This window comes from Allobosea sp. P2_B12 (assembly GCF_056404835.1).
The window spans coordinates 407,084-429,562 of the sequence record NZ_JBFUDG010000001.1 but is presented as its reverse complement, the minus strand read 5'-3'; the positions used below and the strand labels follow the sequence as shown (position 1 = coordinate 429,562).

22 protein-coding genes and 1 tRNA gene are annotated in these 22,479 nt (G+C 66.6%); 11 read left to right on the top strand and 12 right to left on the bottom strand.

Annotation, left to right across the window (positions count from 1 at the left end):
• Positions 1 to 4: 4 nt before the first annotated feature.
• On the bottom strand, positions 5 to 823 hold the full coding sequence (locus AC1DYU_RS02095; RefSeq protein ID WP_476790201.1) for a chromate resistance protein ChrB domain-containing protein: 819 nt from the start codon (positions 821 to 823) through the stop codon (positions 5 to 7).
• Positions 824 to 948: 125 nt separating this feature from the next.
• The gene (locus tag AC1DYU_RS02090) at positions 949 to 2,211 is read right to left on the bottom strand and encodes a hemolysin family protein (protein WP_476790200.1); all 1,263 of its coding nucleotides are present in this window, start codon (positions 2,209 to 2,211) and stop codon (positions 949 to 951) included.
• Positions 2,212 to 2,391: 180 nt separating this feature from the next.
• Here AC1DYU_RS02090 and AC1DYU_RS02085 point away from each other — a divergent pair, with 180 nt between their 5' ends.
• From AC1DYU_RS02085 to AC1DYU_RS02075, 3 genes are all read left to right on the top strand, one after another.
• Positions 2,392 to 3,054 carry a DUF938 domain-containing protein gene (locus tag AC1DYU_RS02085; RefSeq protein WP_476790199.1) on the top strand — a complete coding sequence of 221 codons (663 nt, stop codon included), beginning with the start codon at positions 2,392 to 2,394 and terminating at the stop codon, positions 3,052 to 3,054.
• Between the two features lie 111 nt (positions 3,055 to 3,165).
• A complete protein-coding gene (locus tag AC1DYU_RS02080; protein ID WP_476790198.1) occupies positions 3,166 to 3,651 on the top strand; it encodes a type VI secretion system amidase effector protein Tae4 in 486 nt (161 codons plus the stop codon).
• The gene (locus AC1DYU_RS02075; RefSeq protein WP_476790197.1) at positions 3,636 to 4,004 is read left to right on the top strand and encodes a T6SS amidase immunity protein Tai4 family protein; all 369 of its coding nucleotides are present in this window, start codon (positions 3,636 to 3,638) and stop codon (positions 4,002 to 4,004) included. The genes AC1DYU_RS02080 and AC1DYU_RS02075 overlap by 16 nt, the downstream gene beginning before the upstream one ends.
• Position 4,005: 1 nt before the next feature.
• Here AC1DYU_RS02075 and AC1DYU_RS02070 read toward each other — a convergent pair.
• The 3 genes from AC1DYU_RS02070 to AC1DYU_RS02060 all read right to left on the bottom strand — a co-directional run bounded on the left by AC1DYU_RS02070 (position 4,006) and on the right by AC1DYU_RS02060 (position 6,455).
• Positions 4,006 to 4,092, bottom strand: a tRNA-Leu gene (locus AC1DYU_RS02070).
• A 97-nt stretch (positions 4,093 to 4,189) separates the two neighbouring features.
• Positions 4,190 to 4,846, bottom strand: a complete 657-nt coding sequence (locus tag AC1DYU_RS02065) for a DUF1190 domain-containing protein (RefSeq protein ID WP_476790196.1) — start codon at positions 4,844 to 4,846, stop codon at positions 4,190 to 4,192.
• Positions 4,847 to 4,874: 28 nt separating this feature from the next.
• A complete protein-coding gene (locus tag AC1DYU_RS02060; RefSeq protein WP_476790195.1) occupies positions 4,875 to 6,455 on the bottom strand; it encodes an AMP-binding protein in 1,581 nt (526 codons plus the stop codon).
• Between the two features lie 212 nt (positions 6,456 to 6,667).
• Between AC1DYU_RS02060 and AC1DYU_RS02055 the strand changes: the two genes are divergently transcribed.
• Entirely contained in the window at positions 6,668 to 7,852 is a 1,185-nt protein-coding gene (locus tag AC1DYU_RS02055; protein WP_476790194.1) for an MFS transporter, read from the top strand.
• Between the two features lie 147 nt (positions 7,853 to 7,999).
• On the opposite strand, the gene AC1DYU_RS02050 is transcribed toward AC1DYU_RS02055, so the two are convergent.
• The gene (locus AC1DYU_RS02050; RefSeq protein ID WP_476790193.1) at positions 8,000 to 10,831 is read right to left on the bottom strand and encodes a phosphoenolpyruvate carboxylase; all 2,832 of its coding nucleotides are present in this window, start codon (positions 10,829 to 10,831) and stop codon (positions 8,000 to 8,002) included.
• 193 nt (positions 10,832 to 11,024) lie between these two features.
• Here AC1DYU_RS02050 and AC1DYU_RS02045 point away from each other — a divergent pair, with 193 nt between their 5' ends.
• On the top strand, positions 11,025 to 12,227 hold the full coding sequence (locus AC1DYU_RS02045) for a hydantoinase/carbamoylase family amidase (protein ID WP_476790192.1): 1,203 nt from the start codon (positions 11,025 to 11,027) through the stop codon (positions 12,225 to 12,227).
• A 182-nt stretch (positions 12,228 to 12,409) separates the two neighbouring features.
• Here the strand turns inward: AC1DYU_RS02045 and AC1DYU_RS02040 are convergent, their stop codons facing one another.
• Positions 12,410 to 12,598 (bottom strand): hypothetical protein, encoded by a 189-nt coding sequence (locus AC1DYU_RS02040; RefSeq protein ID WP_476790191.1) that lies wholly within the window; start codon positions 12,596 to 12,598, stop codon positions 12,410 to 12,412.
• Positions 12,599 to 12,666: 68 nt separating this feature from the next.
• Between AC1DYU_RS02040 and AC1DYU_RS02035 the strand changes: the two genes are divergently transcribed.
• The 4 genes from AC1DYU_RS02035 (at position 12,667) to AC1DYU_RS02020 (ending at position 15,948) form a co-directional block, all read left to right on the top strand.
• A complete protein-coding gene (locus AC1DYU_RS02035; protein WP_476790190.1) occupies positions 12,667 to 13,731 on the top strand; it encodes an HWE histidine kinase domain-containing protein in 1,065 nt (354 codons plus the stop codon).
• Positions 13,724 to 14,086 carry a response regulator gene (locus tag AC1DYU_RS02030; protein WP_476790189.1) on the top strand — a complete coding sequence of 121 codons (363 nt, stop codon included), beginning with the start codon at positions 13,724 to 13,726 and terminating at the stop codon, positions 14,084 to 14,086. The genes AC1DYU_RS02035 and AC1DYU_RS02030 overlap by 8 nt, the downstream gene beginning before the upstream one ends.
• A 263-nt stretch (positions 14,087 to 14,349) precedes the next feature.
• A complete protein-coding gene (locus tag AC1DYU_RS02025; RefSeq protein ID WP_476790188.1) occupies positions 14,350 to 14,760 on the top strand; it encodes a hypothetical protein in 411 nt (136 codons plus the stop codon).
• 228 nt (positions 14,761 to 14,988) lie between these two features.
• Positions 14,989 to 15,948 carry a DMT family transporter gene (locus AC1DYU_RS02020; RefSeq protein ID WP_476790187.1) on the top strand — a complete coding sequence of 320 codons (960 nt, stop codon included), beginning with the start codon at positions 14,989 to 14,991 and terminating at the stop codon, positions 15,946 to 15,948.
• A gap of 32 nt (positions 15,949 to 15,980) precedes the next feature.
• Here the strand turns inward: AC1DYU_RS02020 and gpt are convergent, their stop codons facing one another.
• The 3 genes from gpt to AC1DYU_RS02005 form a co-directional block, all read right to left on the bottom strand.
• A complete protein-coding gene (gene gpt, locus AC1DYU_RS02015) occupies positions 15,981 to 16,490 on the bottom strand; it encodes a xanthine phosphoribosyltransferase (protein WP_158487152.1) in 510 nt (169 codons plus the stop codon).
• Between the two features lie 153 nt (positions 16,491 to 16,643).
• The gene (locus AC1DYU_RS02010; protein WP_476790186.1) at positions 16,644 to 17,408 is read right to left on the bottom strand and encodes a competence/damage-inducible protein A; all 765 of its coding nucleotides are present in this window, start codon (positions 17,406 to 17,408) and stop codon (positions 16,644 to 16,646) included.
• Between the two features lie 146 nt (positions 17,409 to 17,554).
• The gene (locus AC1DYU_RS02005) at positions 17,555 to 18,403 is read right to left on the bottom strand and encodes an FkbM family methyltransferase (RefSeq protein ID WP_476790185.1); all 849 of its coding nucleotides are present in this window, start codon (positions 18,401 to 18,403) and stop codon (positions 17,555 to 17,557) included.
• Between the two features lie 182 nt (positions 18,404 to 18,585).
• Here AC1DYU_RS02005 and map point away from each other — a divergent pair, with 182 nt between their 5' ends.
• On the top strand, positions 18,586 to 19,410 hold the full coding sequence (map, locus tag AC1DYU_RS02000) for a type I methionyl aminopeptidase (RefSeq protein ID WP_158487156.1): 825 nt from the start codon (positions 18,586 to 18,588) through the stop codon (positions 19,408 to 19,410).
• On the top strand, positions 19,407 to 20,156 hold the full coding sequence (gene radC, locus AC1DYU_RS01995; protein ID WP_158487157.1) for a RadC family protein: 750 nt from the start codon (positions 19,407 to 19,409) through the stop codon (positions 20,154 to 20,156). Before map ends, radC begins: the two co-directional genes overlap by 4 nt.
• Positions 20,157 to 20,548: 392 nt before the next feature.
• Here the strand turns inward: radC and AC1DYU_RS01990 are convergent, their stop codons facing one another.
• Together AC1DYU_RS01990 and AC1DYU_RS01985 are read right to left on the bottom strand one after the other, a co-directional pair.
• Positions 20,549 to 21,370 (bottom strand): ATP-binding cassette domain-containing protein, encoded by an 822-nt coding sequence (locus AC1DYU_RS01990; RefSeq protein WP_476790184.1) that lies wholly within the window; start codon positions 21,368 to 21,370, stop codon positions 20,549 to 20,551.
• Positions 21,346 to 22,428, bottom strand: coding sequence for an ABC transporter permease (locus AC1DYU_RS01985; protein ID WP_158487165.1), 1,083 nt, complete (start codon positions 22,426 to 22,428; stop codon positions 21,346 to 21,348). The genes AC1DYU_RS01990 and AC1DYU_RS01985 overlap by 25 nt, the downstream gene beginning before the upstream one ends.
• Positions 22,429 to 22,479: the final 51 nt, after the last annotated feature.

Sequence of the window (22,479 nt, the reverse complement as noted above, 5' to 3'; positions counted from 1 at the left end):
AGCCTTACGACGTCGCCGGCCCGGCGGGCCAGTTATGGGTTTCCTCGCTGGCATCACGGCACCAGCGATAGAACGCGTCATAAAGCAGCATGCCGGCGTTCAACTGCTCGAGATCGTCCCTGAACATGCGCGACAACCCCAGCGACGCCGCCAGCAATCCCGCAGCCTGCGGGGCACTGTCGAGCGTCGCGGTATCGGCGGCCCGCACGATCGCAGCCAGCCGGTCGAGCGCCGGGCTTGAAAGCCCAAACTCCTCGATCATGACGTCGAAGGTGCAACGCTCGCCGCGATGGCTCCAGAACACCCCGTCGATGTCGAACGGGGTAGCGCCAAACCGGTCGGCCACATCCGCGACCTCCGACGGAGACACGAACAGGAAGACCGCCTCGCGGTCGACGAAGCGCCGTATCAGCCAGGGACAGGCGATGCGGTCGACCTTCGGCCGCGTCCGCGTGACCCAGAGCGTGCGGCCTTTGGCATCGCGCGGCGGCAGCTGCTCGCTGCGCAGCAGCAGGCCGCCCGCCTCGCGCCAGGCCTCGAAGCCGCCCGTGAGGTTCTCGGCCGCGACGCCCTGATGGCGCAGCCAGGCGGCGACGCCTTCGCTGAGCTTCAGGCCGCGCTGGCAGGACACGACGACGCGCCGGACGGCATAGCCGCCGGCCCAATCGGCGACATCCTTGTGCGAGCGCCTTTCCGAGCCCGGCAGGATGCGCGGATCGGCGGCGACATCGTCGGGAATCCGGACATCGATGATGACAGGCGCATCGGGCAGGCCGACGAGCCGGGACAATTGGGCAGCGCTGATCGAGATGTTGGAAGACATGGGCGTCCATCCTGAAACCGAGGAATATGGACGCGAGCCTTGGGCCGGAGCCTCACGGGGTCGTCGCGATGGAACCCCTTGCCGACATCAGATCACGATGACGCTGTCCGCGTCAACGCACCTGATCAGTCGGCGCGACTGACCAGGATCTTGTCGATGCGGCGGCCGTCGAGATCGACCACCTCGAAGCGCCAATGGCCCTTCTCGAAGACCTCGCCGACATTGGGCAGATGGTTGAGCTCGGCCAGGACGAAGCCGGCGACCGTCTGGAAGTCGGCATCGCGCGGAATGTGGATGCCGAGCTCATGCGAGAACTCGTCGACCTGCATCCAACCAGCGACGAGCCAGGAGCCGTCGGCGCGCGTCACGATCGGCGGCTCGTCCTCCTCTTCTTCCTGGAAGGCGCCGATGATCGCCGAGAGCACGTCGCCCGGCGTGATGATGCCCTCGAAATGGCCGTACTCGTCGAAGACCAGCGCCATATGGACCCGCGACGAGCGGATCTCGCGCAGAACCTGCAGCGCACCGGCCGTGTCCATCACCACCGGCGCCTCGTTGACCAGCCCGCGCAGGTCATGAGTGCCGCCATCCGAGAGGAAGTCGATCAGGTCCTTGACCACGACGACGCCGACGATCGAATCCGCCTCGCCATCCTGCACCGGCAGGCGCGAGCGCCGTGTCGCACGAAGCTGGGCGCGGATTTCGTCGGCGCTGTCGGTCAGGTCGATGACCTCGACCTCGCGGCGCGGCGTCATCAATGCGCGCGCCGAACGGTCGGCGAGCCGCATCACGCCCGAGATCATCTCGCGCTCGTCGCGCTCCAGCACGCCGGCGGTCTCGGCCTCGGCGATGATGGTGCGGACCTCCTCTTCCGTGACCCTCTCCTCCGACTCGCCCTTCTGGCCGAGCAGGCTCAGCACGGCGCGGCCGGAGAGATCGAGCAGAAAGACCAGCGGCGCGCCGACCTTCGAGAGCAGCAGCATCGCCGGTGCGACGCGCGCCGCGACCCGCTCGGGATCCCGCAGCGCGATCTGCTTGGGCACGAGTTCGCCCACGATCAGCGAGAGATAGGTGATGGCGACCACGACGATGCCGACGCCGAAACCGTCGGACATCGCTGGCGTCAGCCCCTGCGTCATCAGCCATTCGGAGAGGCGCGCGCCGAGCGTGGCGCCCGAGAAGGCGCCCGACAGCACGCCGACCAGGGTGATGCCAATCTGGACCGTGGACAGGAAGCGTCCGGGATTGTCGGCAAGGCGCAGCGCGGTGGTCGCGCCTTTGTTGCCTTGGTCGCTGAGAACCTTGAGTCGGGCCGGGCGGGACGAGACGACGGCGAGTTCAGACATGGCGAGGAGACCGTTGATCACGGTCAGGGCCACGACGATCAATATCTCGGTTAACAAAACCAGTCCGTGCCATGCGATACCGCGCTTGTCGGCGGCCCGCTTCGGATTTCCTTATAGCGTATCGTCGTCGCGTGGCGATGGGGCGGGCGAAGATTCCTTGACGGGACGGCAAGAGCCGGGCTGCAAGAGCCGGGCTGCAAGAACGGGACGGCGAGAGCAGCGATGACGAACGCGACGAGCAAGCCCTGGACGCCAGGCCCCGAATGGAAGCAGGTGGACGATCCGCGCCTGTTTGCGCCCGCGACCCAGCGCAATCGCGACGCGATCCTGGATGTACTGCGCGGGGCCTTGCCCCGGCAGGGGCTGGTCCTGGAGATCGCCAGCGGCTCTGGCGAGCATGCGATCCACTTCGCGCAAGCGCTGCCGCACCTCGTCTTCCAGCCGAGCGATCCGTCGGCGGAAGCGCTGACCAGCATCAAAGCCTGGACGGAAAGCTCCGGCACCATCAACGTCCAGCCGCCGCTGCTGCTCGATGCGATGGCCGAGACCTGGCCGCTGCAGACCGCCGACGCGATCCTCTGCATCAACATGATCCACATCGCGCCCTGGGCCGCGACACAGGGACTAATGCGGCAAGCGGGCCGGCTGCTGCCGCCGGGAGGGCCGCTGATCCTCTACGGCCCATTCAAGCGCGCAGAGCACTCGCTGGAGCCGAGCAACGCCGCCTTCGATGCCAGCCTGCGCCAGCGCAACCCGGAATGGGGCCTGCGCAAGCTTGATGAGGTCGCGGCACTGGCGGCAGCGGCCGGGTTTGGAGCGCCGGAGGTGATCGAGATGCCCGCAAACAACGTCAGCGTCATCTTCACGAAGCACGCGGAACGCTGAGCGTCCTCCTGCAACGGCGTCGGTTCGGATTTCGCTTTCCGCAACGGCAGTCCGCGACTAACCTCGGTCGTCCCAACGCGAGATCATGGCCATGTCGGGCGGCGGCATCCAATGACGAAACGACCCGCATTTCAGGTGATGTGGAAGAAATTCATCGAGATTTATGGCGACGGCACCGTCATCGCCGTGGGCAAGAAAATCGGCGGCAGGGTCAACGACAATATCGAGCTCGGCGTCACCAATCCGAAGGACGGATTCACCAATGGCTGCGCCATCCGCCTGAGCTACAGTCTCAATTACTCCGGCTTCAAGGTCGGGCGCGGTGTCTGGAAGACGGTCTCGGGCGCCGACAAGCTCTGGTACATGTACCGTGTCAGGGATTTGCGGACCTATCTCCGCAAGCATTTCGGCAAGCCCGACAAATCCGTGACAAATCCCAAGCCCGAGAACTTCGCCAACATGAAGGGCATCATCGCCTTCGAGGTCAACGGCTGGTCCGACGCCAGCGGCCATGCCACGATGTGGAACGGCAAGACCTGCTCCGATCATTGCTATTTCGCTGAGGCGTCAGAGGCTTCCCTATGGGTCTTAAAGTAGCGCTCGTCTTCGCCGTGGTCTGCCAATGCCTGACGCCGGTGGCGTTGCAGGCTCAGACGGCGCGCAAGCCCTATTCCGGTTCGGACTATCTCAGGAACTACGCGCTCAGCACCTGCATCGCAGACGGCTATCAGGACGAAGCGGTGGTCAAAGACAGCTCCGCCGCCGCGCGCGGATATCTCGAACTCGGCAGTTTTCCGATCGAGGCCCACACGGAGGCAACGAAACTCGCCCGCGAATTCCTGAAGCGCGAATACAAGAGCGTGTCGGGCGAGCGACTGACGCTGATGAAATGCATCGACCTCTATCACAGCCGCGAATTGCGCCAGATCATCAAGAAATACGGCAGATAGGTGGTGCGGACGGCGGGGATCGAACCCGCATAGCCTTGCGGCTGAGAGATTTTAAGTCTCTTGCGTCTACCAGTTTCGCCACGTCCGCCTGGATGAGAGCGGTAGCGGGCATGCCGCCGGCGCGCAAGCGCGGCGGGACCTTTGCCGTGATGGCTGTGCGGCTACCAGCTACGCTCGAAAGCCCGTCAGCGCCGGGCCGGCTTGTACCATTCGACGCCGTCGGGATCGACATAGAGGCCCGGCGCCACGTCCGAGCCGATCGGCTTCTGCTGCATCGGCACGCGCACGGTGTCGTCGCGGTCGCCGCGCTTCACATAGGGGCCGCTGCTCTGTTGCGCGGCGTGGCCATGCCCGCCGCGCGAGGCGGCAAGCCCGACCGTGGCCTGGCGTCCGGCGACCTTGTCCTGCAGCTCCGTCACCGGGCGGCCGGCGAAGGGGATGCGGCCGCTGCCCTCGAGCACCGGCCAGGCGCGGCGGGCGGCGCCCTCGCCGCTGACACGGACGCCGGTGAAGCGCGGCACATAGGTCGCGCCGCCCTTGCCGAACGAATCCCAGCCCGCGTTCGAGACCATCTGCGCGCCGCAGCGCTTGTGGCTGCGCTCGCACAGCGCGCGCGAGGCATAGCGCGGCGCCTTCTGCTCGAATTCGGCGCGGGCGTTGCGATAGGCGAACTCGCATTGCTCCGGCGTCAGCAGCGCCGCCTGGATGCATTCGTCGCGCCGCTCATAGACCGCGCCTTGCGTCTGCGCCGCGAGATCGGCCGGCGCCGTGAGCGACAGCATCGGCGCGAGCGCGGCCAGGCGCAGCGTCGACAGGAAGGAAGAGGCCGAGGCGATGATCATGCGGTGCAACATCATCACAAATGTGGCTTTACAGCAGCGAGCGCCGCGACGCGGCGAGTTCCAGTGTCGCAGCATAGTCGATCTTGCCGTTGCCGAGCACCGGAATCGAGTTCGTCACCAGGATGGCGCGCGGCACCCACAATTCCGGGAAGCCCTGCGCCTTGGCGGTTTCCTGCAGCGCGCCGCGCTCGGCATTGGGCTTTTCGGTGACGAGCACGAGCTGCTCGCCCTTGCGGGCATCCGGCAGCGCCACGACGACATGGTTCTGGTCGGGCCACAGCCCTGAGATCATCGATTCGACGGCCGCCAGCGAGACCATCTCGCCGCCGAGCTTGGCGAAGCGCTTGGCCCGGCCCTTGATCACGACGAAGCCGTCATCGAGCGTCACGATGTCGCCGGTGTCGTGCCAGCCGCCCTGCGGCGGCAGCACCTTGCCGGGTTCGTCGGCGCTGAGATAGCCGGCCATGATGTTGGGCCCGCGCACGCGGAGCTTGCCGCCCTCGGTGATGCCCTCGACGGGTTCCAGCCGCGCCTCGATGCCGGGCAGGAGCCGCCCGACGCTGCCCTCGCGCATCGCGACGGGCGTGTTGCAGGCCAGCACCGGCGAGCATTCCGTGCAGCCATAGCCCTCCAGGATCGTGGTGCCGTAGGGCTCCCACATCCGGCGCGTATCGGGCTTGACCCGTTCGGCCCCGGCCACGACATAGCGCACGCTCTTGAGGTCGTCCGGGTCCGCGGCGCGGGCATAGCCTTGCAGAAACGTGTCGGTGGCGAACAGGAAGGTGCAGCCCATCTCGCCAATCAGCTTGGGCACCTGCTTGTAGTGCAGCGGGCTCGGATAGAGCACGACCTTCATGCCAGAGAGCAGCGGCATCAGCAGCCCCGCCGTCAGGCCGAAGGAATGGAACGCCGGCAGCGGGTTCATGACGATGTCGCGCTCGGACAGGAAGCCGGCGGCGAGCGCGAAGATCTGCCGGGCATTCGAGACGAGGTTGGCGTGACTCAGCACCACCCCCTTGGGCTTGCCCTCGGTGCCCGAGGTGAACAGCACGACCGCCGGATCGTCCGGCGCGGCCTCGTAGGGACGATGCGTCAGGCCGGGCATGAAGCTCGCCAGCACGCCGATGGCCTTGTCGAGGCTGGTGATCTCTTTGCGGAGATCCTCCAGATAGACGATCCGCCGGCCCTCCCCCAGCACCGCCAGCTCGTCGTCGAGCTTGGCCTGGTCGACGAAGCGGCGCGATGTGATGATCGTCCTGAGTTCGGCGAGTTCGCCGGCGGCGCGCAGGTTCTTGACCCCGGCGGTGAAGTTCAACAGCGCTGGCACGCGCCCATAGGCCGACAGCCCCATCAGCGTCACCGCCATGGCCTGCACATTCGGCAGCAGCATGCCGACCTGCTCCTTGGGCTGTGTCAGGCCGGCGAGCTTGCGGCCGAGCACCAGCGCGCCCAGCACGAGATTGCCATAGCTCAGGGGCTTGCGCTCGGGGTCCTCGAGCGCGATCCGCGCCTTGCCATGGCGCGAGACCGCCTGCAGCAGGGCCTTGAACAGGGTGATGCGTGCGCCCGCTTCATCGAAGACGGGCAGGTTTCGATCGGCGTCGGCCATGCTTGGCTCGGCTCCCGGTTGGCGTTCCTCTTAGGCCCTGACTTAAGCCGATCGGGCGACGTTGCAATGAAGTCGTGCGGCAGCGTGCCCATTCCGAAGGGTGCGGAGTTGCCGATCGTCGCCGGGAAGCGTCGCGGCGCTTGCCGATGGCCTTGCCAATTCCCCTGGGTTAGGCGACCACGGAGAGCCCGTCCCGTCAGGTCGCATCAGCCATGCCGCAAGCTGCCCGCTCCCAGGAAATCGGCCTGCTTTATGTCATCGGCGTCGTGCAGGGCCTGGCGCTGGTCTCCTTTCCGGCCGCCAGCGCGATCCTCGTCAGCCCGGCCGGCTTTGCCCTCTCCAGCACGCAATACGGCGCGATGTTCATTCCGCAGGTCGTGCTGGCGATCCTGGCATCCGCCTTCGGATCGACTCTGTCGCGCCGGCTCGGCCTGCGCCGCGTGCTCCAGCTCGGGCTCTGCGCCAATCTCGGCTCGATGGCGCTTTTGACGGTGGCATCGCTGCTGATGGGCTCGCCGCCGGCCTTCGTCGTCCTGCTCTGTGCGACGGCCCTGCTCGGCCTCGGCTTCGGTGCCACGGCCATGACGATCAACACCCTCGTCCAGCGCCTGTCGGAGCCGGGGCGTCAGGATGGCAATGTGCTCGCCCTGAATGCGCTGATCGGGCTCGGCACCGCGCTGGCGCCGCTGCTGATCGCCCTGTTCACCCGGATCGCGGCCTGGTGGGCGCTGCCGGCGCTGATGACCCTGAGCTTGGCTGCGCTCCTGTTCGCGACGCTGCGCACCCCTCTCGACGCCGCCATCGACGATGCCCCCCGCGACCAGGCTTGGCCGGCGCGCTTCTGGGTTTATGCCGCGCTGGTCCTGCTCTACGGCGTGGTCGAAAGCCTCAGCGGCAACTGGGCCTCGCTCTACCTCACCAACCAGCGCCAGGTCTCGGCGGAGAACGCCTCTTTCGCCCTGACCGCCTTCTGGATCATGCTGACGCTGGGCCGCATCGGCTTTGCCGTGCTGGCGCGCCGGCTGCCGGTCACGCTCGTTCTCGTCGGCTTGCCGATCCTGCTGGCGGTGGCCTTCCAGCTCGTCGCGCAGGCACAGGCCGCGGGGTTCGGCATCGCCGCCTTCGCGCTCGTCGGCCTGGCCTGTTCCGCCATCCTGCCGCTGGCGCTGAGCTTCGCCGGCAAGGAACTGCCCGGCGACCCGGCCGCGACGCTGGGCGCCCTGATCGCCTTCTACCAGATCGGCTACGGCATGGCGGCGTTCGGCGGCGGCCCGCTGCTAGACCGCGCCGGTATCGCCTATTCCTCGCTGTTCTCGCTCGGTAGCCTGGTCGCGCTGGCGCTGGCAGCCGTCGCGTTCATGGTTATCCGGCAGATCCCAGAGAGCCGCCACCGTTAGCGTCGAAGACGCCGTCATCCTGGGCGACCGCAGGTCGTCCCGGGATCCATCAAAGCGCGCAACATTGCCCTAGAATGGATCCCGGAGCTGCGCGGCTTCGCCGCTTGTCCAGGATGACGGTGCGTTTCAAATCCTGACGATGACGCGCTACCCGAACGCCCCGATCTCGTGCTGGATCGCGCCCGAAATCTCGCGCAGCAGCTCAAACAGGCCCTGCATCGGCGCGATCACGTCGCGATGCAGGGCTTCGTAGGTTCCCCTCTCGCGCGGACCGGGGGGCTCGCCGAAATCGAGCCCGATCGTCGGGTCGGGCTTGAGCGGGAAGATTTCCGCCAGCAGCGACAGCGAGGCCGGCACGTCGAGCCGCAGCAGCCGCTCCATCAGGGTCTCGCGCGTCATCCCGGCATGCGGCCGGAAATCCGGGATATGGCTGGCGAACAGCCAGATGCTGTGCATTGCCGCCAGCCGCAGCGCATGCAGCGCCACCAGCCTGACCGGCATCTCCGGCGTGGCTTGCGTCGCGCCCCTGAGCTTCAGCGCATCCGAAGACAGCCGCCAGAACAGCCGCCTGAGCGCTGGCGCCAGTTCCAGCCGCGACAGCGCATCGCCGACCGCCAGCAGTTCGGCACGGCGGCCGTCCCGGGAGGTCCGTCGCGCCCGGTCGAACCAGCTGCCGGGGTCGAGCGTGTCGAGATAGGCCCGCAGCACGTCGAGGTCGCTCGCCGCCATCGCATGCTCGGCCAGCCGATAGGCCCGGTCGAAGCGGTCGGAGCGCTCGCGCATCGCGTTGAACAGATCAGGCGCGCGCGAGGCCGCCTGGCCGATGCCGTGGACGCTGTTGGCGAGCCAGCCGAGCTGCTGCAGGATCGCGTTGTTGGGGATGGCGCGCAGCTCGCGCGGATGGCGGATGCGCGTCGGCCCGCCGGCATCGCTCTGGCGCGCGGCAGGCCGCGAGCCCGTCTTGTCGAGCAGCGACGGCCCGAAAGTGCCGATCAGCGCGGCATAGCCGGGGTCGTCGACCAGCGTCGTCATTTCCTCACGCACCGTCTGGAAGAACTCGGTCGCGAAATCCGGCTCGTCATAGATCGGGTCCGCCACCGGCCTGTCGGCCGGGGTCAGCACAGCCTCGGCGATACGGCCCATCGTCGCCGCCGCCAGCTTCGGCGTGCCGAACAGCATATAGCCGTCGCTGCCCTGGAAGCTGGTCTCGCGCACTGTCTTGACGCCGGCCTTGGCAAAGGCAGCCCGCGCCCAGGCGGGTTCGAGATAGGCCAGCCGGTCGGCGAGGCTGCCGGGATGGGCGCCGCGGCCGGCCGATTCGCCATGGGTGTCGAAGATCACCAGCTCGACATCGGCGAGGTCGTAGCGGACCAGAAGCTCGCAGATGCGGATGCGCAGCCGCTCGATCCAGAAGGTCGCCGCGACCTGTCCGATATAGCGCCCGGAATCGGAATAGCCGAACTGGACGCTGAAACGGCCTTGGCGCTTGAGATAGGCGCGGAAATGCGGGCTGCGCAGCGCCTCGTCGATGATGCGCGGCCCTTGCTCGAGGGCGTCGGCAGTCTCGAACAGCGGCGAGATCTCGACCCTGTCGGCGATCCCGAAGCGGCTGGCGAGCCAGAGCGCACACAGCAGCGTGTAGCCCGTCTCCGTCTCGGCGACGAGGAAGCGCACTGCCTTTGTGCCGTCGACATGCTTCACGATCTGCGCGATCGTCATCAGCATGCGCGTCGCCGAGGCGCGCTCGGCCGCCAGCGCCCCGAAATCGATCGCGATCGGCTCGACCTTGGCGAGCGCCGCATTCACCGCCGTCAGGAAGGCGCGCCGCTGCGCCGGCTGGGTCGGTTCCTCGTCGAGCGGAATGACCGCGCGCATCGCATTGTGAAGCTGCGAGGCGTTGAGCCGGAAATGCGGCAGCGCGATCGAGACACCATGCGCCGCGCAGCCGGCCTTGACGAGGCAGAGCGCCATCGTCGTCTCGTCGTCGTCTGATATCGCGAGCGCCTCGTCGAGCGCCGCGATCAGGCGCGAGGCCTCGGGCAGCGCCGTCTCGCGCTCGTTGACCAGCGCCAGGGCGAAGGCCTGCAAGGCCGGCAGCGTCGGCTGCGAGGTGATCGGCGGTGCCAGCGCGAGTTGCCGATCGACCGCCGCCAGCGCCTGCTCCACCAGATCGCGCACGCCTGTGGTCGCCGCCGTTGCTGGCAGTTTCTCCAGGATGCGGGCGAATTGTCCCTGCTTCGATTCCAGCCGGTAGCGCAACGTGTCCCACCAGCCGATATCGGTGCGCCCATCGGTGTCGCAGCCGACCCAGGAGCCCAGGATCACCGGACGCGGCGCAAGCTCCGCCCAGCGCTCCGGCCAGCGGTCGCGGGCGACGCGCAGCACGGCGGCGTTGAGCGCGTCGATCGCGTTGCGGGCATGGCGCACGGCGTAGCGGGCCTGTTCGAACTCGTCCTGCAGGGTGATCTTGCCGTCGGGCCGGAAGGACAGCGCGGGATCGTCGATCACGCCGTCTCCGGCAATGCCGCCAGAGGCGAGATCGGCCAGCGCATGCGCCAGCTTGCGGCTCATGCCGAAGGTTGGATGGGCGGTGAAGACGGCGGCGAAGCGCACGCGCTCGACATCGGCCTTGAAGCTCTCGAAGGGCTGGGCATGCGATGCCGCCGCATCCGCCAGCCCTTCGGCCAGTGTTGCGAAAGCCTGCCCGCCATCGCCATCCATGCCGACATAACGCGCGACGCGACGGGCACGCTGCCGCAAGGCCTCACGGCCCAGCAGCCTGACGAGGTCCTGCGCCGCCTCGACCGGGAGTTCGCCGCGATCCATCCGGCGCGTCAGCCACAGCGTCACCCGCAGCACCGGATTGCCGAAGGGGTCCTCCCGCGAATCGCTGCGTGCCTGCGCGATCTCGGCCTGGAGTTGGGCGGCCAGCCCTACCGCCACATCGCCCGACATCGGAACCTCAGCCCTATCGTTCATCGCGTTGCCCTCCCGCCCAACACTAGGCAAGTTTCGGACCGATAGGCGAGGTTGCTCGCTGGATGCAGTGCCTTGCCGCGATGGCATGTGTCGTCCCGACGCGGCATGTGTCTTGCTGCACCCAAAACCGAACGGACGCCCGTCGCCACAGCGCGACGAAGCCCACTCCTTTCAGCTTGAAAGCGCGCCAGCCATGCTTCCCGTCGATACCGTTGCCTTCCTGCAGGATCTCCACGAACTGCGCCGGATCGGCGCCTTCCGGACCGGGGTGCATCGTCCGACCTATTCTCCTGATGACATGGTGGCCCGCCGCTGGCTCATCGCGAAGCTGACCGAGTGCCGACTTGAGGCCTCGATCGACGGCATCGGCAATGTCTATGGGCGCCATCGCGGCGAAGGCCCGCATCTTCTCGTGGGCAGCCATATCGAATCGCAGAATGAGGCCGGCTGGCTCGACGGCGCTCTCGGCGTGGTTGCCGGCCTGGCGCTGGCCCGGGCCGGCCTGCCGGTCGATGTCTGCGCCTTTGCCGACGAGGAAGGCCATTTCAGCATCGGCTTTCCCGGCAGTCGCTCCATCATCGGCGAGCTCACCGAGGACGCCATCGACCGCGCCACCAACCGCACCGACGGCACACCGATGCGCGAGGCCCTGCGCGCGGCGGGTCTCGAAGGCCTGCCGCGCCGGCAGCTCGAAGCCGGCCGCCACAAGGGCTATTTCGAGATGCATATCGAACAGGGCACGCAGCTCGAAACCGCAGGCCTGCAGATCGGCGTCGTCACCGGCATCGTCGCGATCTGGCAATGGCGGATCGTCGTCGAGGGCCAGCAGGACCATGCCGGCGGCACGACCATGGCCGAGCGCAAGGATGCCGGCCTGAGCGCGGTTCGCCTGCTCGCGGCGATCGACGCCGAATTCCCGCGCATCTGCGGGCCGCGCAGCACCTGGACGACGGGAAAGATCCTGCTCGAGCCGGGTGCGCCCAACATTATTCCGGGGCGTGCGGAGATCCTCTTCCAGTTCCGCGACGTCTCGGCGCCGGTGCTCGAAAGGCTGGAGGCTGGCTTGCGGGCGCTGGTCCAGGAGGCCAACCGGCGCGAGCGCTGCACCATCACGCTGGAGCCGGTGTCGAAGGCCATTCCGGCGCTTTGCGATCCCGCGATGATGCAGGCGCTGTCGGAGGCCGCCGCCGAGTTCGCCCCATCAAGCTGGCAGGAGATGCCTTCCGGCGCTGGTCACGACGCGCAGGTCATCGCGCGGCGCATGCCGGCCGCGATGCTCTTCGTCCCCTCGATCGGCGGTATCTCGCATCACTGGTCCGAGGACACCCGGGACGAGGATCTGGCACTGGGCATGCAGGTGCTGCACCGCGCCGCCGAGCGCTTTCTCGCAAGCTAGGTTGGGGACCCAACCCGCGTCCATCATGAGAGGGTCGGCAGGTACACGGCTGCCTGTCCGATTATGTCTCATAACATGACCGGCGCGGAACTTTTTTGCTTCTGAAGTGTTAATTTCATTGAGTTGGACCAGCCACTCGCGCTATCCTTGTGGCCGGCTCAAATAGCACGCAATTCGATCGATCATGGGATCGAAACCGTGCTGCTTGCGGATTTGCGAAAGGCGTCCGCTCCGAGCAACCCGTCGATATGGCTCAGCATGCCTTCGGTTTCATCGCTCCAGCGACCGGCCGGATTGCCCAATCTCAGAAACAGCTTGCCGTCAGGGTCGGCGTTTCCGCTTCGAAATCCTGCTTCCCATAGAGCAGCCATCGCCGTCATCAGCGGAAGCGGCAGCAGCTTCGGCAGGGATGCCGTCGAACACAGAAGAGAGCTGCGGCATGTCCAGAATCGCGCCCAAGAGCGACGAGCAAAAAGGTGCCGAAGCCGAGGTCGAGAGCTTCCGAAAAGATCTGGGCCCCTTCGTGGTCGCGGCCGAAACGACACGCATGGCGATGGTGTTCACCGACGCGAAGGCGCATGGCAACCCGCTGATTTTTGCCAATGACAGCTTCCTCCTGCTCACCGGCTACCAGCGCGAGGAGGTGCTCGGCCAGAGCTTCGATTTCCTGTTGGCGCCGGGCACGGACGCCACGACGCTGGCGATGCTCGAAGGCGAGTTCGAAAGCCAGGGCCAGAGCGGCACGGAGAATGCCTATAGCCGCAAGGACGGCAGCGAGTTCTGGGCGGCAACTTTCATCAGCCCCGTCCTGGATGAGACCGGCGCCGTGGTGATGCATTTCGCTTCGTTCGTGGACATGACCAAGCACAGGGATCAGCGCGCGCAATCCAGGATGCTGATCGACGAGTTGAACCATCGGGTGAAGAATACCCTGTCGACCGTGCAGTCGATCGTCTGGCAGGCCTTGCGCAATGCCGACCCGGTCACGGTGCGCGACACGATCGAAGCGCGCCTCTTTGCCCTGTCCCGGTCGCATGATCTCCTGACCCTCGAGCATTGGGAGAGCGCGAAACTGGCCGATGTGGTCAAGACGGCCATGGCGCCTTTCGGGATCGCCAACGGCAGATCGGAGCGTTTTTCGATCCGGGGCAGCAGTGTTCGCATTCCCCCTAAGGCGACACTGGCGCTTGGGATCGCACTCCACGAACTGGCGACGAATGCCGTCAAATACGGTGCTTTATCCAATGAGACGGGCTCTATCTCGATCTCATGGGCAGCGGAGCCATCGCGAGCGGGCAAACGGCTGGTGCTGCATTGGCGCGAGAAGGATGGGCCGCCGGTCTCGCCGCCATCCAGAAAGGGCTTCGGTTCGCAGGTGATCGAGCGCGGGCTGGCGCATGAACTGGACGGCTTGGTCGAACTCGAATTCCGGCCCGACGGTCTGACCTGCATGATCTCCATTCCGGCGCCGCAGGCTGACATTCAAGCAAACGTCGATGAGTAAGCCGCTCGCCGGCCGCAACATCCTGCTCGTCGAGGATGAGATGATGCTGGTCGATCTGATCGAGAGCATGCTGGACGATCTTGGCAGCCGGTCCGTCAGCGCTGCCGCCAATGTCCGGCAGGGCCTCGAACTGATCGACGGGCAAGTCTTCGACGCCGCCATGCTGGATGTGAACCTGAATGGCGAGACGAGCTTTCCCGTTGCCGATGCCCTCGCCGCACGCGGCATTCCTTTCGTCTTCTCCACGGGCTACGGCATTGACGGCCTGACAGAGCGTTATCGCGACAGGCCTGTTCTGAAGAAGCCGTTTCAGTACGAGGAACTCGCCGGGATGTTCGAACGTCTGTTCGCATAATGGGCCCGGCCTGGTCGTCGAGCCTCGCTCAACACCTCCGAGTACTGACAATGACGCTGCGTCGGATATGGTCCGTAAAATAGAGTATCCAACTCGGACGGAAGTTGCCCCTGCGTTCACTATCGAAATATCGAACATAAGCAGCAAAGGATGCAGATTTCATTCACCGCAATCACAATGTTAACGATTTGTTAACCATTCGGCGCCGCAATGAAACCGTTAAGATTCATTAACGTTTCGCCAGTTGAGATCACGGGTGCCCCATGGCCACGACCGTCGACAAAGCGACCCGCCAGAATCCGATCACGACACGATACCGTCAAAGGGGGCAGCGGACGCATTCCGGCTGGGACACGATGGCCCTGGACGATCTGGCGGGTCATATCGGCACCGAGAAAGTCACGCATTCCCTGCAGATGTTCACGATGTCACTGGCGCAAAGCCTCCTCGTCCTGAAAGACTACAGCATCGATTTTCAACGCCAGCGGCATGAAGTGCATGATCTTGCTTCGCTCAGTGGCTTCCTCGGCTTCAGCGATCTTTTCCAGGCCTGCCTGACCCTGCTCGCGCAAAGCCGCTCCTCGGTCGAACGCCGCGAGACGGTGATCGCCGCCATCGAGCATGCACTGACGGACGCCCGAGTTTATCTGGCCGCCGCGGCACGCCCGCATTGAACCGACCGGGTTCGAGGTCGGGTATTGCGATCCGCGACCTGCCTGATCCCGGCCCCGGACCTGAAGCGGAGGCGGAGGCGGTCCACGCGGTTCGTGCAGCCTCGGCGCCAGCCCGCGCCATGCGTCGAGGGGCGGGCTGTTGCACGCCGCTGGCGCTTGTCATGCCACGGCACCGTCCTGCATAGGACGCGCCCGACGCATCGCCGTCCCCGTCCCGAAAGCGTCCGCGTGAACCGCGCAGTCCGACCGCCGGATACGGCGCCCGCCGCCCTCGTCGACAAGCACGGCGAAACCGATCATGCGGCCGCGCGTCATCGGCTCTGGCTTGGCCTCGGCTGCGGATTGCTGACGAGCCTGATCTGGGGGGTGCAGGCAGTCGTCTCGCGCCAGTCCGTGGCCGATGGCCTGAGCGCGGCCGACGTCACGATCCTGCGTTTCGCGGTCGCCTCGCTCCTGTTGCTGCCGCTCGCGCTGCGGCGGATGCGGCCCTTCCCGGTCGGCAGGCTCGGCTGGCGGCGCGCGCTGGTCCTGACGGCGCTTGCCGGCGCGCCTTATGCGCTGGTCCTGGTCGCCGGGGCCGCCTTTGCCCCTGCCCTGCATGCCTCGGTGATCGTGCCGGGGCTGATTCCCGTCATGACCGTGGCGCTGGCCTTCGCCGTGATGGGCGAGCGTCCGGGCATCCTGCGCCTGCTCGGGCTCGCCCTCGTGCTCGCCGGCATCTGCGCCTTCGGCTGGCAGGCCTTCGGCCCGATCGGAACCCAGGAAAGCGCCTGGATCGGCGATCTCTTCTTCGTCGCCAACGCGGTGCTGTGGTCGGTCTTCGGCCTGCTGGCGCGGCGCTGGGGCACTGAGGCCATCGACGTCACGATCGCGACCTGCCTGCTTTCGCTGCTTCTGCTGCCGGTCTTCGCGCTGATCATGCCGATCCGGCTCGGCGAGGTCGCCTGGCCGGCGATTGCGCTGCAGGCGGTCTATCAGGGCGCGCTGGTCGGTGTCGGCGCGCTGTTTCTCTATACCAAAACGGTCGAACTGCTCGGCGCCGCGCGCGCGACCCTGTTCCTGCCGCTGAACCCGGTCGTCACCGCGCTCGCTGGCGCGGTGCTGCTGGGCGAGTATCCGTCCGCAATCGAGGTCGCGGGCATGCTGCTGGTCATCGCTGGGATGAGCGTGGCGCTGAGGGCGCGGTAGGCGCTGGCTCGCAAGCAGCCACGGAACGCCTCTCAGCCCTTGTGATCCTTGGCGATCGGCTCGACATAGGACAGCCCCATATCCCAGGGGAAATAGATCCAGGTGTCCTGGCTGACCTCGGTGACGAAGGTGTCGACGGTCGGCACGCCGGCGGGCTTGGCATAGACCGTGGCGAAATGGGCGTTGGGCAGCATTTCGCGCACGACGCGCGCGGTCTTGCCGGTATCAGTCAGGTCGTCAACGACGAGCACGCCCTTGCCCTTCCCGTCCCCGATCGCCTTGATCGAAGGCGCGACATCCTTCAGCACCTGGAGCTCCGACTGGTTCTTGTAGTCGTGATAGCTCGCGACGCAGACCGTCTCGATCAGGCGCAAGCCAAGCTCCCGGCAGATGATCGCGGCCGGAACCAGCCCGCCGCGGGTGATGCAGACGATCGCCTCGAACGGCCCCTTCTCGGCCAGACGCCAGGCAAGCGCACGGGCATCGCGGTGGAACTGGTCCCAGGAGACGGGGAAGGCCTTGTTGGAGGTCGGTTCGGCCATGGCACGCGGCTCCGGGCTGATCACGGCGCCAAGCGCGCCCTTCCTGTCCGAAACCCTATCGGCGGCCCGCTGGCAAGAGGCGATGCCGCCGCCATCCCCAGATGCGGGAACGCTGTGGCATCCGGGCGTCGAAGCCGTGCCCGGCGACGGGTCTCAGGCGCCGAGCCGCGCCTGTTCGGCCGCAAGCATCATTTTCACAGCCGCCATCGCCTCGGCCAGCTTCTCCGCATCCCGCGAACGCACCACGACATTCGTGTCCGGCCCCTCGTCCGAAAAGAACGGGTAGGAGCCGATCGAGACGTCCGGATGGGCCTTGGCGACCTCGGCCAGCGCCGTGCCGATATCGCCCTCGCGCAGGCCGGCGCGGACGGTGTCGGACAGGATTTTGACCCCGGTCTTCAGCGTCGGCGCGACGACATCGAGCATCGCCTGCATGATCGACGGCACGCCCGCCATCACATAGACATTGCCGATGTTGAAGCCCGGCGCCTTCGAGACCGAATTGGCGATCAGGTCAGCGCCCGCCGGGATGCGCGCCATGCGCAGCCGGGCCTCGTTGAGCTGATCGGCGGGAAAGCGCTCGGACAGCATCGCGATGGCGCGCGGATCGTGGTCGATCGAGACGCCGAAGGCCGCTGCGACGGCATCGGCGGTGATATCGTCATGGGTCGGGCCGATGCCGCCCGTCGTGAAGACGTAGGAATAGCGCGCGCGCAGCGCATTCAGCGCCGCCACGATCTCCTCCTGCACGTCGGGCACGACGCGCACCTCGCGCAGTTCGATGCCGATATTGGTCAGGTATTCGGCGATATAGCCGATGTTCTTGTCCTTGGTCCGCCCGGACAGGATCTCGTCGCCGATGACAAGGATTGCGGCCGTGACGAGCGCCGGGGACGATGGGGTGTCGCTCGCAGTCATGGCCGTCTCCTGGCTCCGGCGGCGCACCCTTCATGCCGGGCGCCGCGTTATCCCTAGAGCTAGGGGTTTGCCAGCGCGGGCTCAAGCGTCGCGACGAGCGCCCCCGTCATGCACCCCGACGGATGCGACGACGCCGGCGGCGGCCGTTACGCCTTGCGCTCATAGACCAGGTTGAGGCGCGTCTGGGCCAGCAGGCTGTAGCCGCTTTGCGCGAGCAGCCCCGCAAGGTCGCTCTGCCAGCGCTCGCGCGAATCCTCGATGATGATGAAGCCCGGCCACAGGCTTTCCGGCGCATCGCGCAGGAAGGGCTCGAGGATCAGATCCTCGGCGCCCTCGACATCGAGCTTGATCGCGTCCAGCCGGTCATAGCCCTCGTTCTGGACCAGCGCGAGCAGCGTCATCGCCGGCACCCGGACCGTGCTGCCGGCGCTGGAGCGCAGGATCCGGACGCTCGATTCGCCGCGATTGGTCGGATCGATGAAGAGCGTCAGTTCGCCCGGCTTGTCGGCCAGCGCGCAGGCGACGGCCTTGACGGTGCCGAACGGGTTCTGGGCGATGTTGAAGGCCAGCCGCGCGAACACTTCGGGCTGCGGCTCGACCGCCAGGATGCGCGCGCTGGGCCCGGCCTTGGCGGCGACGAACAGCGAATAGGCCCCGATATTGGCGCCGATATCGATGAAGCGGAAACCGTCGCGCAGGCGCTCGGCGAGCAGGCCGCGCTCCAGCGGATCGAAATATTGCGGCGTGAAGAGCACGCGCTTCTCGCAGACATTGCCGTCCGGATAGAGCCGCATCTTCGCACCCAGCGCCTCGATGTCGACGGGGCGTCCGTGAAGCGAGCGCAGGCCGAGCCGGCGCAGCGCATAGGCGACCTTGCGCCCGAGAAAGCTGTCGGACGCGCAGCGCGTCCAAGCGATGATGCGCGAGAGACCGCGCCGCGGCGCGAAGGCGCCGTAAGGCTGGTCCTCGGCCTGAGACTGTTCGATGATGGCCATTGCGGCAGCCTGATACACCCCAAGCGGGGTCTGCGCCAGCCGGACGAACAGATCGCATCAGCTGCAGTTTTCGCGGCTCGCGGCGGGGCTGCGGCGGCAGTGCGCCTTGCACCTCCCGCCAAACCCAATAGATATGGTCTGTAAGGCGTTGCGCGGCCCATCTGAACATTCGACGAAACCCGATGACATTCGATGAAACGATTGGCCGATCGCGCATGCGCGAACCCGCCATCAAGCTCCACGGCCCCGAGGCCTTCGCGGCCATGCAAAAGGCCGGCCGCCTGACGGCCGAGGGCCTCGACATGCTCGGCGGCTATGTCAAGCCGGGCGTCACCACGCAGCGTCTCGACGATCTCGCCTTCCAGTTCGCCATGGACAACGGCGCCTATCCGGCGACCCTGTTCTACCGCGGCTACACCAAGTCGATCTGCACCTCGATCAACCATGTCGTCTGCCACGGTATCCCCGATGACAAGCCCCTGCGCGAGGGCGACGTCATGAACATCGACTATACGCTGATCGTGAATGGCTGGCATGGCGATTCGAGCCGGATGTACGGCGTCGGCGACATCGCGCGCAAAGCCGAGCGGCTGATCGAGATCACCTATGAAAGCCTGCTGCGCGGCATCAGGGCCGTGCGGCCGGGCGGCACCACCGGCGATATCGGCTTCGCCATCCAGCGCTATGCCGAAAGCGAGCGCTGCTCGGTGGTGCGCGATTTCTGCGGCCACGGCGTCGGCCAGCTGTTCCACGACGCACCGAACATCCTGCATTACGGCTCGCCCGGCGAAGGCCCGCAGCTGAAGCCCGGCATGATCTTCACGATCGAGCCGATGATCAATCTCGGCAAGCCCGGCGTGAAGGTGCTCTCCGACGGCTGGACGGCCGTGACGCGGGACCGCTCGCTCTCGGCCCAGTTCGAGCACACGATCGGCGTCACCGATACCGGCTGCGAGGTCTTCACGCTGTCGCCCACCGGACGCGACAACCCCCTCGCCCATCAATGACGACAGGCGCGGGCAACGGTTCGGGCCGCTCCGCGCCGCCCGCCCTGCCCGCTGCGACCGCCGTTCCGGTCGAGCCGCCGCATTACCATGGCCATCGCGACCGCCTGCGCAGCCGCTTCCAGGAGGTCGGCGCCGATGCGCTGCCGGATTACGAATTGCTGGAACTGCTGCTGTTCCGCTCGATTCCGCAGCGCGACGTCAAGCCGCTTGCCAAGGCCCTGATCGCGCGCTTCGGCTCCTTTGCCGAGGTGCTCGGCGCGCCCGCCTCGCGGCTGACCGAGGTCAAGGGCGTCGGCGAGGGCGTGGCGCTCGACCTCAAGATCGTCGAGGCTTCGCTGCGGCGCATGGCCAAGGGCGCGGTCGCCAAGCGCACCGTGCTCTCCTCATGGTCGGCCGTGCTCGACTATTGCCGCATGGCGATGGCCTTTGCCGAGCGCGAGCAGTTCCGCATCCTCTTCCTCGACAAGAAGAATGCCGTCATTGCCGACGAGGTCCAGCAGACCGGCACCGTCGATCACACGCCGGTCTACCCTCGCGAGGTGATGCGGCGGGCCCTCGAGCTCTCCGCCTCGGCCGTCATCCTCGTGCACAACCATCCCTCCGGCGACCCGACGCCGTCGGGAGCCGACGTGAAGATGACGCGCGAACTCGTTGATATCGCAAAGCCCCTGGGCATCGCGATCCACGATCACGTCATCGTCGGCCGCGACGGACATGCGAGCTTCAGGGGGCTCGGTCTGCTCTGACTGTCCGGCATCTCCCCAACGCGGCGACCGCTTCGCTGCGGTGGAAGATGGCCCTTGTCGGCGCGTCAGATCAATAGAGAAACGCCGGGCGTCGTATCCCAGCATAGAAAAACAGGGAATAGCGCAACCGCATGGCTCGACAGACCACCTCCGTCGTCGTGGCGCTCCCATGGAGAACCTGGCCCATAGTGCTTCTTCCCACTCCTGCGAAAAGACTGCGCCATCAAAGCCCGGGATCCAACACCTGGGGGTCGATCATCTAAATTCCCGCTGAAATGAGCGACTTATGAATTCATGCCGACCTACCCGACCGCTGTCCGACGGGCGGTAGAACGCGAATGGACCCCGTCGGCCTGCGGGCACCATTCTCGCGGGCAAAAAAGCCCCCTTGCTTAAGCGGCCATCTCGACCGGCGCCCTCGCCCCGGTCATGAAGGAGACCGCGTCCGACATCGAATGGGCTTTGGGATCGATCACGGTCAGGCGACGCCCCAGCCGGTGAACATGGATGCGGTCGGCGATCTCGAAGACTTGCGGCATGTTGTGGCTGATCAGCACGACCGCCACGCCGCGCCGGCGCACGTCGAGGATCAGCTCGAGCACCCGCCGCGATTCCTTGACGCCCAGCGCCGCGGTGGGTTCGTCCATGATCACCACGCGCGAGCCGAAGGCGGTCGCCCGCGCCACAGCCACGCCTTGCCGCTGGCCGCCGGAAAGGGTCTCGACGCGCTGGTTGATGTTCTGCACCGTCAGCAGGCCGAGCTCCGTCAGCCTGTCGCGGGCGATGCGCTGCATCGCCTTGCGGTCCAGCATGCGGCAGACCGAGCCGAGCATGCCCGGCCGGCGCAACTCGCGGCCGAGGAACATGTTGTCGGCGATCGACAGGCTCGGCGAGAGGGCCAGCGTCTGATGCACGGTCTCGATCCCGGCGGCCTGGGCCTCGATCGGCGAGCGGAACGCGACCATCTTGCCGTCGAGCCGGATTTCGCCCGCATCCGGCACCAGCGCCCCGGACAGCGCGCGGATCAGCGAGGATTTGCCGGCGCCGTTGTCGCCGATCACCGCGAGGATCTCGCCGTGATGGAGATCGAAATCGGCGTGATCCAGCGCGGTCACGCGGCCGTAGCGCTTGACGAGGCCGCGGGCCTGCAGGAGCGGCTCGGCGGGTTGGAATGATTCGAGTTCGATGGTCATGCCGAGACCTTCCGAATCCATTGATCGAGGGCGACCGCGAAGATGATCAGGCAACCGACGGTGAATTCCTGCCAGAGCACGTCGACGCCCGAAAGCGCCAAGCCGTTGCGGAATACGCCGACGATCAGCGCGCCGATCAGGGTGCCGATGATCGAGCCGCGCCCGCCGAACAGGCTGGCGCCGCCGACCACCACCGCCGTGATGCTGTCGAGATTGGCCGTCTGGCCGGCCTGCGGGCTGATCGAGCCGATCCGGCCGATCAGGGTCCAGGCGCCGAGCGCGCAGATGATGCCGGCCACGACATAGACGGTGAACAGGACGCGGTCCGTGCGGATGCCGGCGAGCCGCGCCGCATCGGGATCGTCGCCCACGGCATAGAGATGGCGGCCGAAGGCGGTGCGGTTGAGCACGAACCAGACCAGCCCGACCAGCGCCAGCAGGAAGAAGGAGCCATAGGTGAAGCGGGCCCCATAGACGTCCACGGGCGTGCCGAGCCATTGCAGGAACGGAGCGGCTCCCGCCACCTCCTGCGAGCGGATGGTCTCGGAGGCCGAATACCAGAGATTGAGTGCGAAGAAGATCGACCAGGTGCCCAGCGTGACGATGAAGGGCGGCAGCTTGAAGCGCGTCACCAGCATGCCATTGACGGCGCCGCAGCCCGCCCCCGCGGCGATACCGGCCATCAACGCGACCGGCGCCGGCAAGCCCATCGTGATGGCGAGCTTGCCCATGATCACCGAACTCAGCACCATGATGGCGCCAACCGAGAGATCGATTCCGGCGGTGATCACGATCAGCGTCTGGGCGATGCCGATCACGCCGATGATCGTGACCTGCTGGATGATCAAGGACAGGTTGAAGGCCGACAGGAAGCGCGAGCCGACGATCAGGCTGAACGCCGCGACGCCGATCAGCAGCACGATGGCGGGCACGGCGGTGGGGTTGGCGTGCAGAAAATGCTGGATCCTCCGCAGCGGCGAGTTCGCCAGCACCTCGAATTCGGCCACCCGGGTGTCCCGCTTCTCCAGAGCGGCCTCGAAGGCCTGGACGCCGGGGCGGCTGTTGCCAATATCGGTCATCATGGTTTCCTCGCACAGGGGATTGCCTTCGCGCCTGCCGGCGCGGTGTCC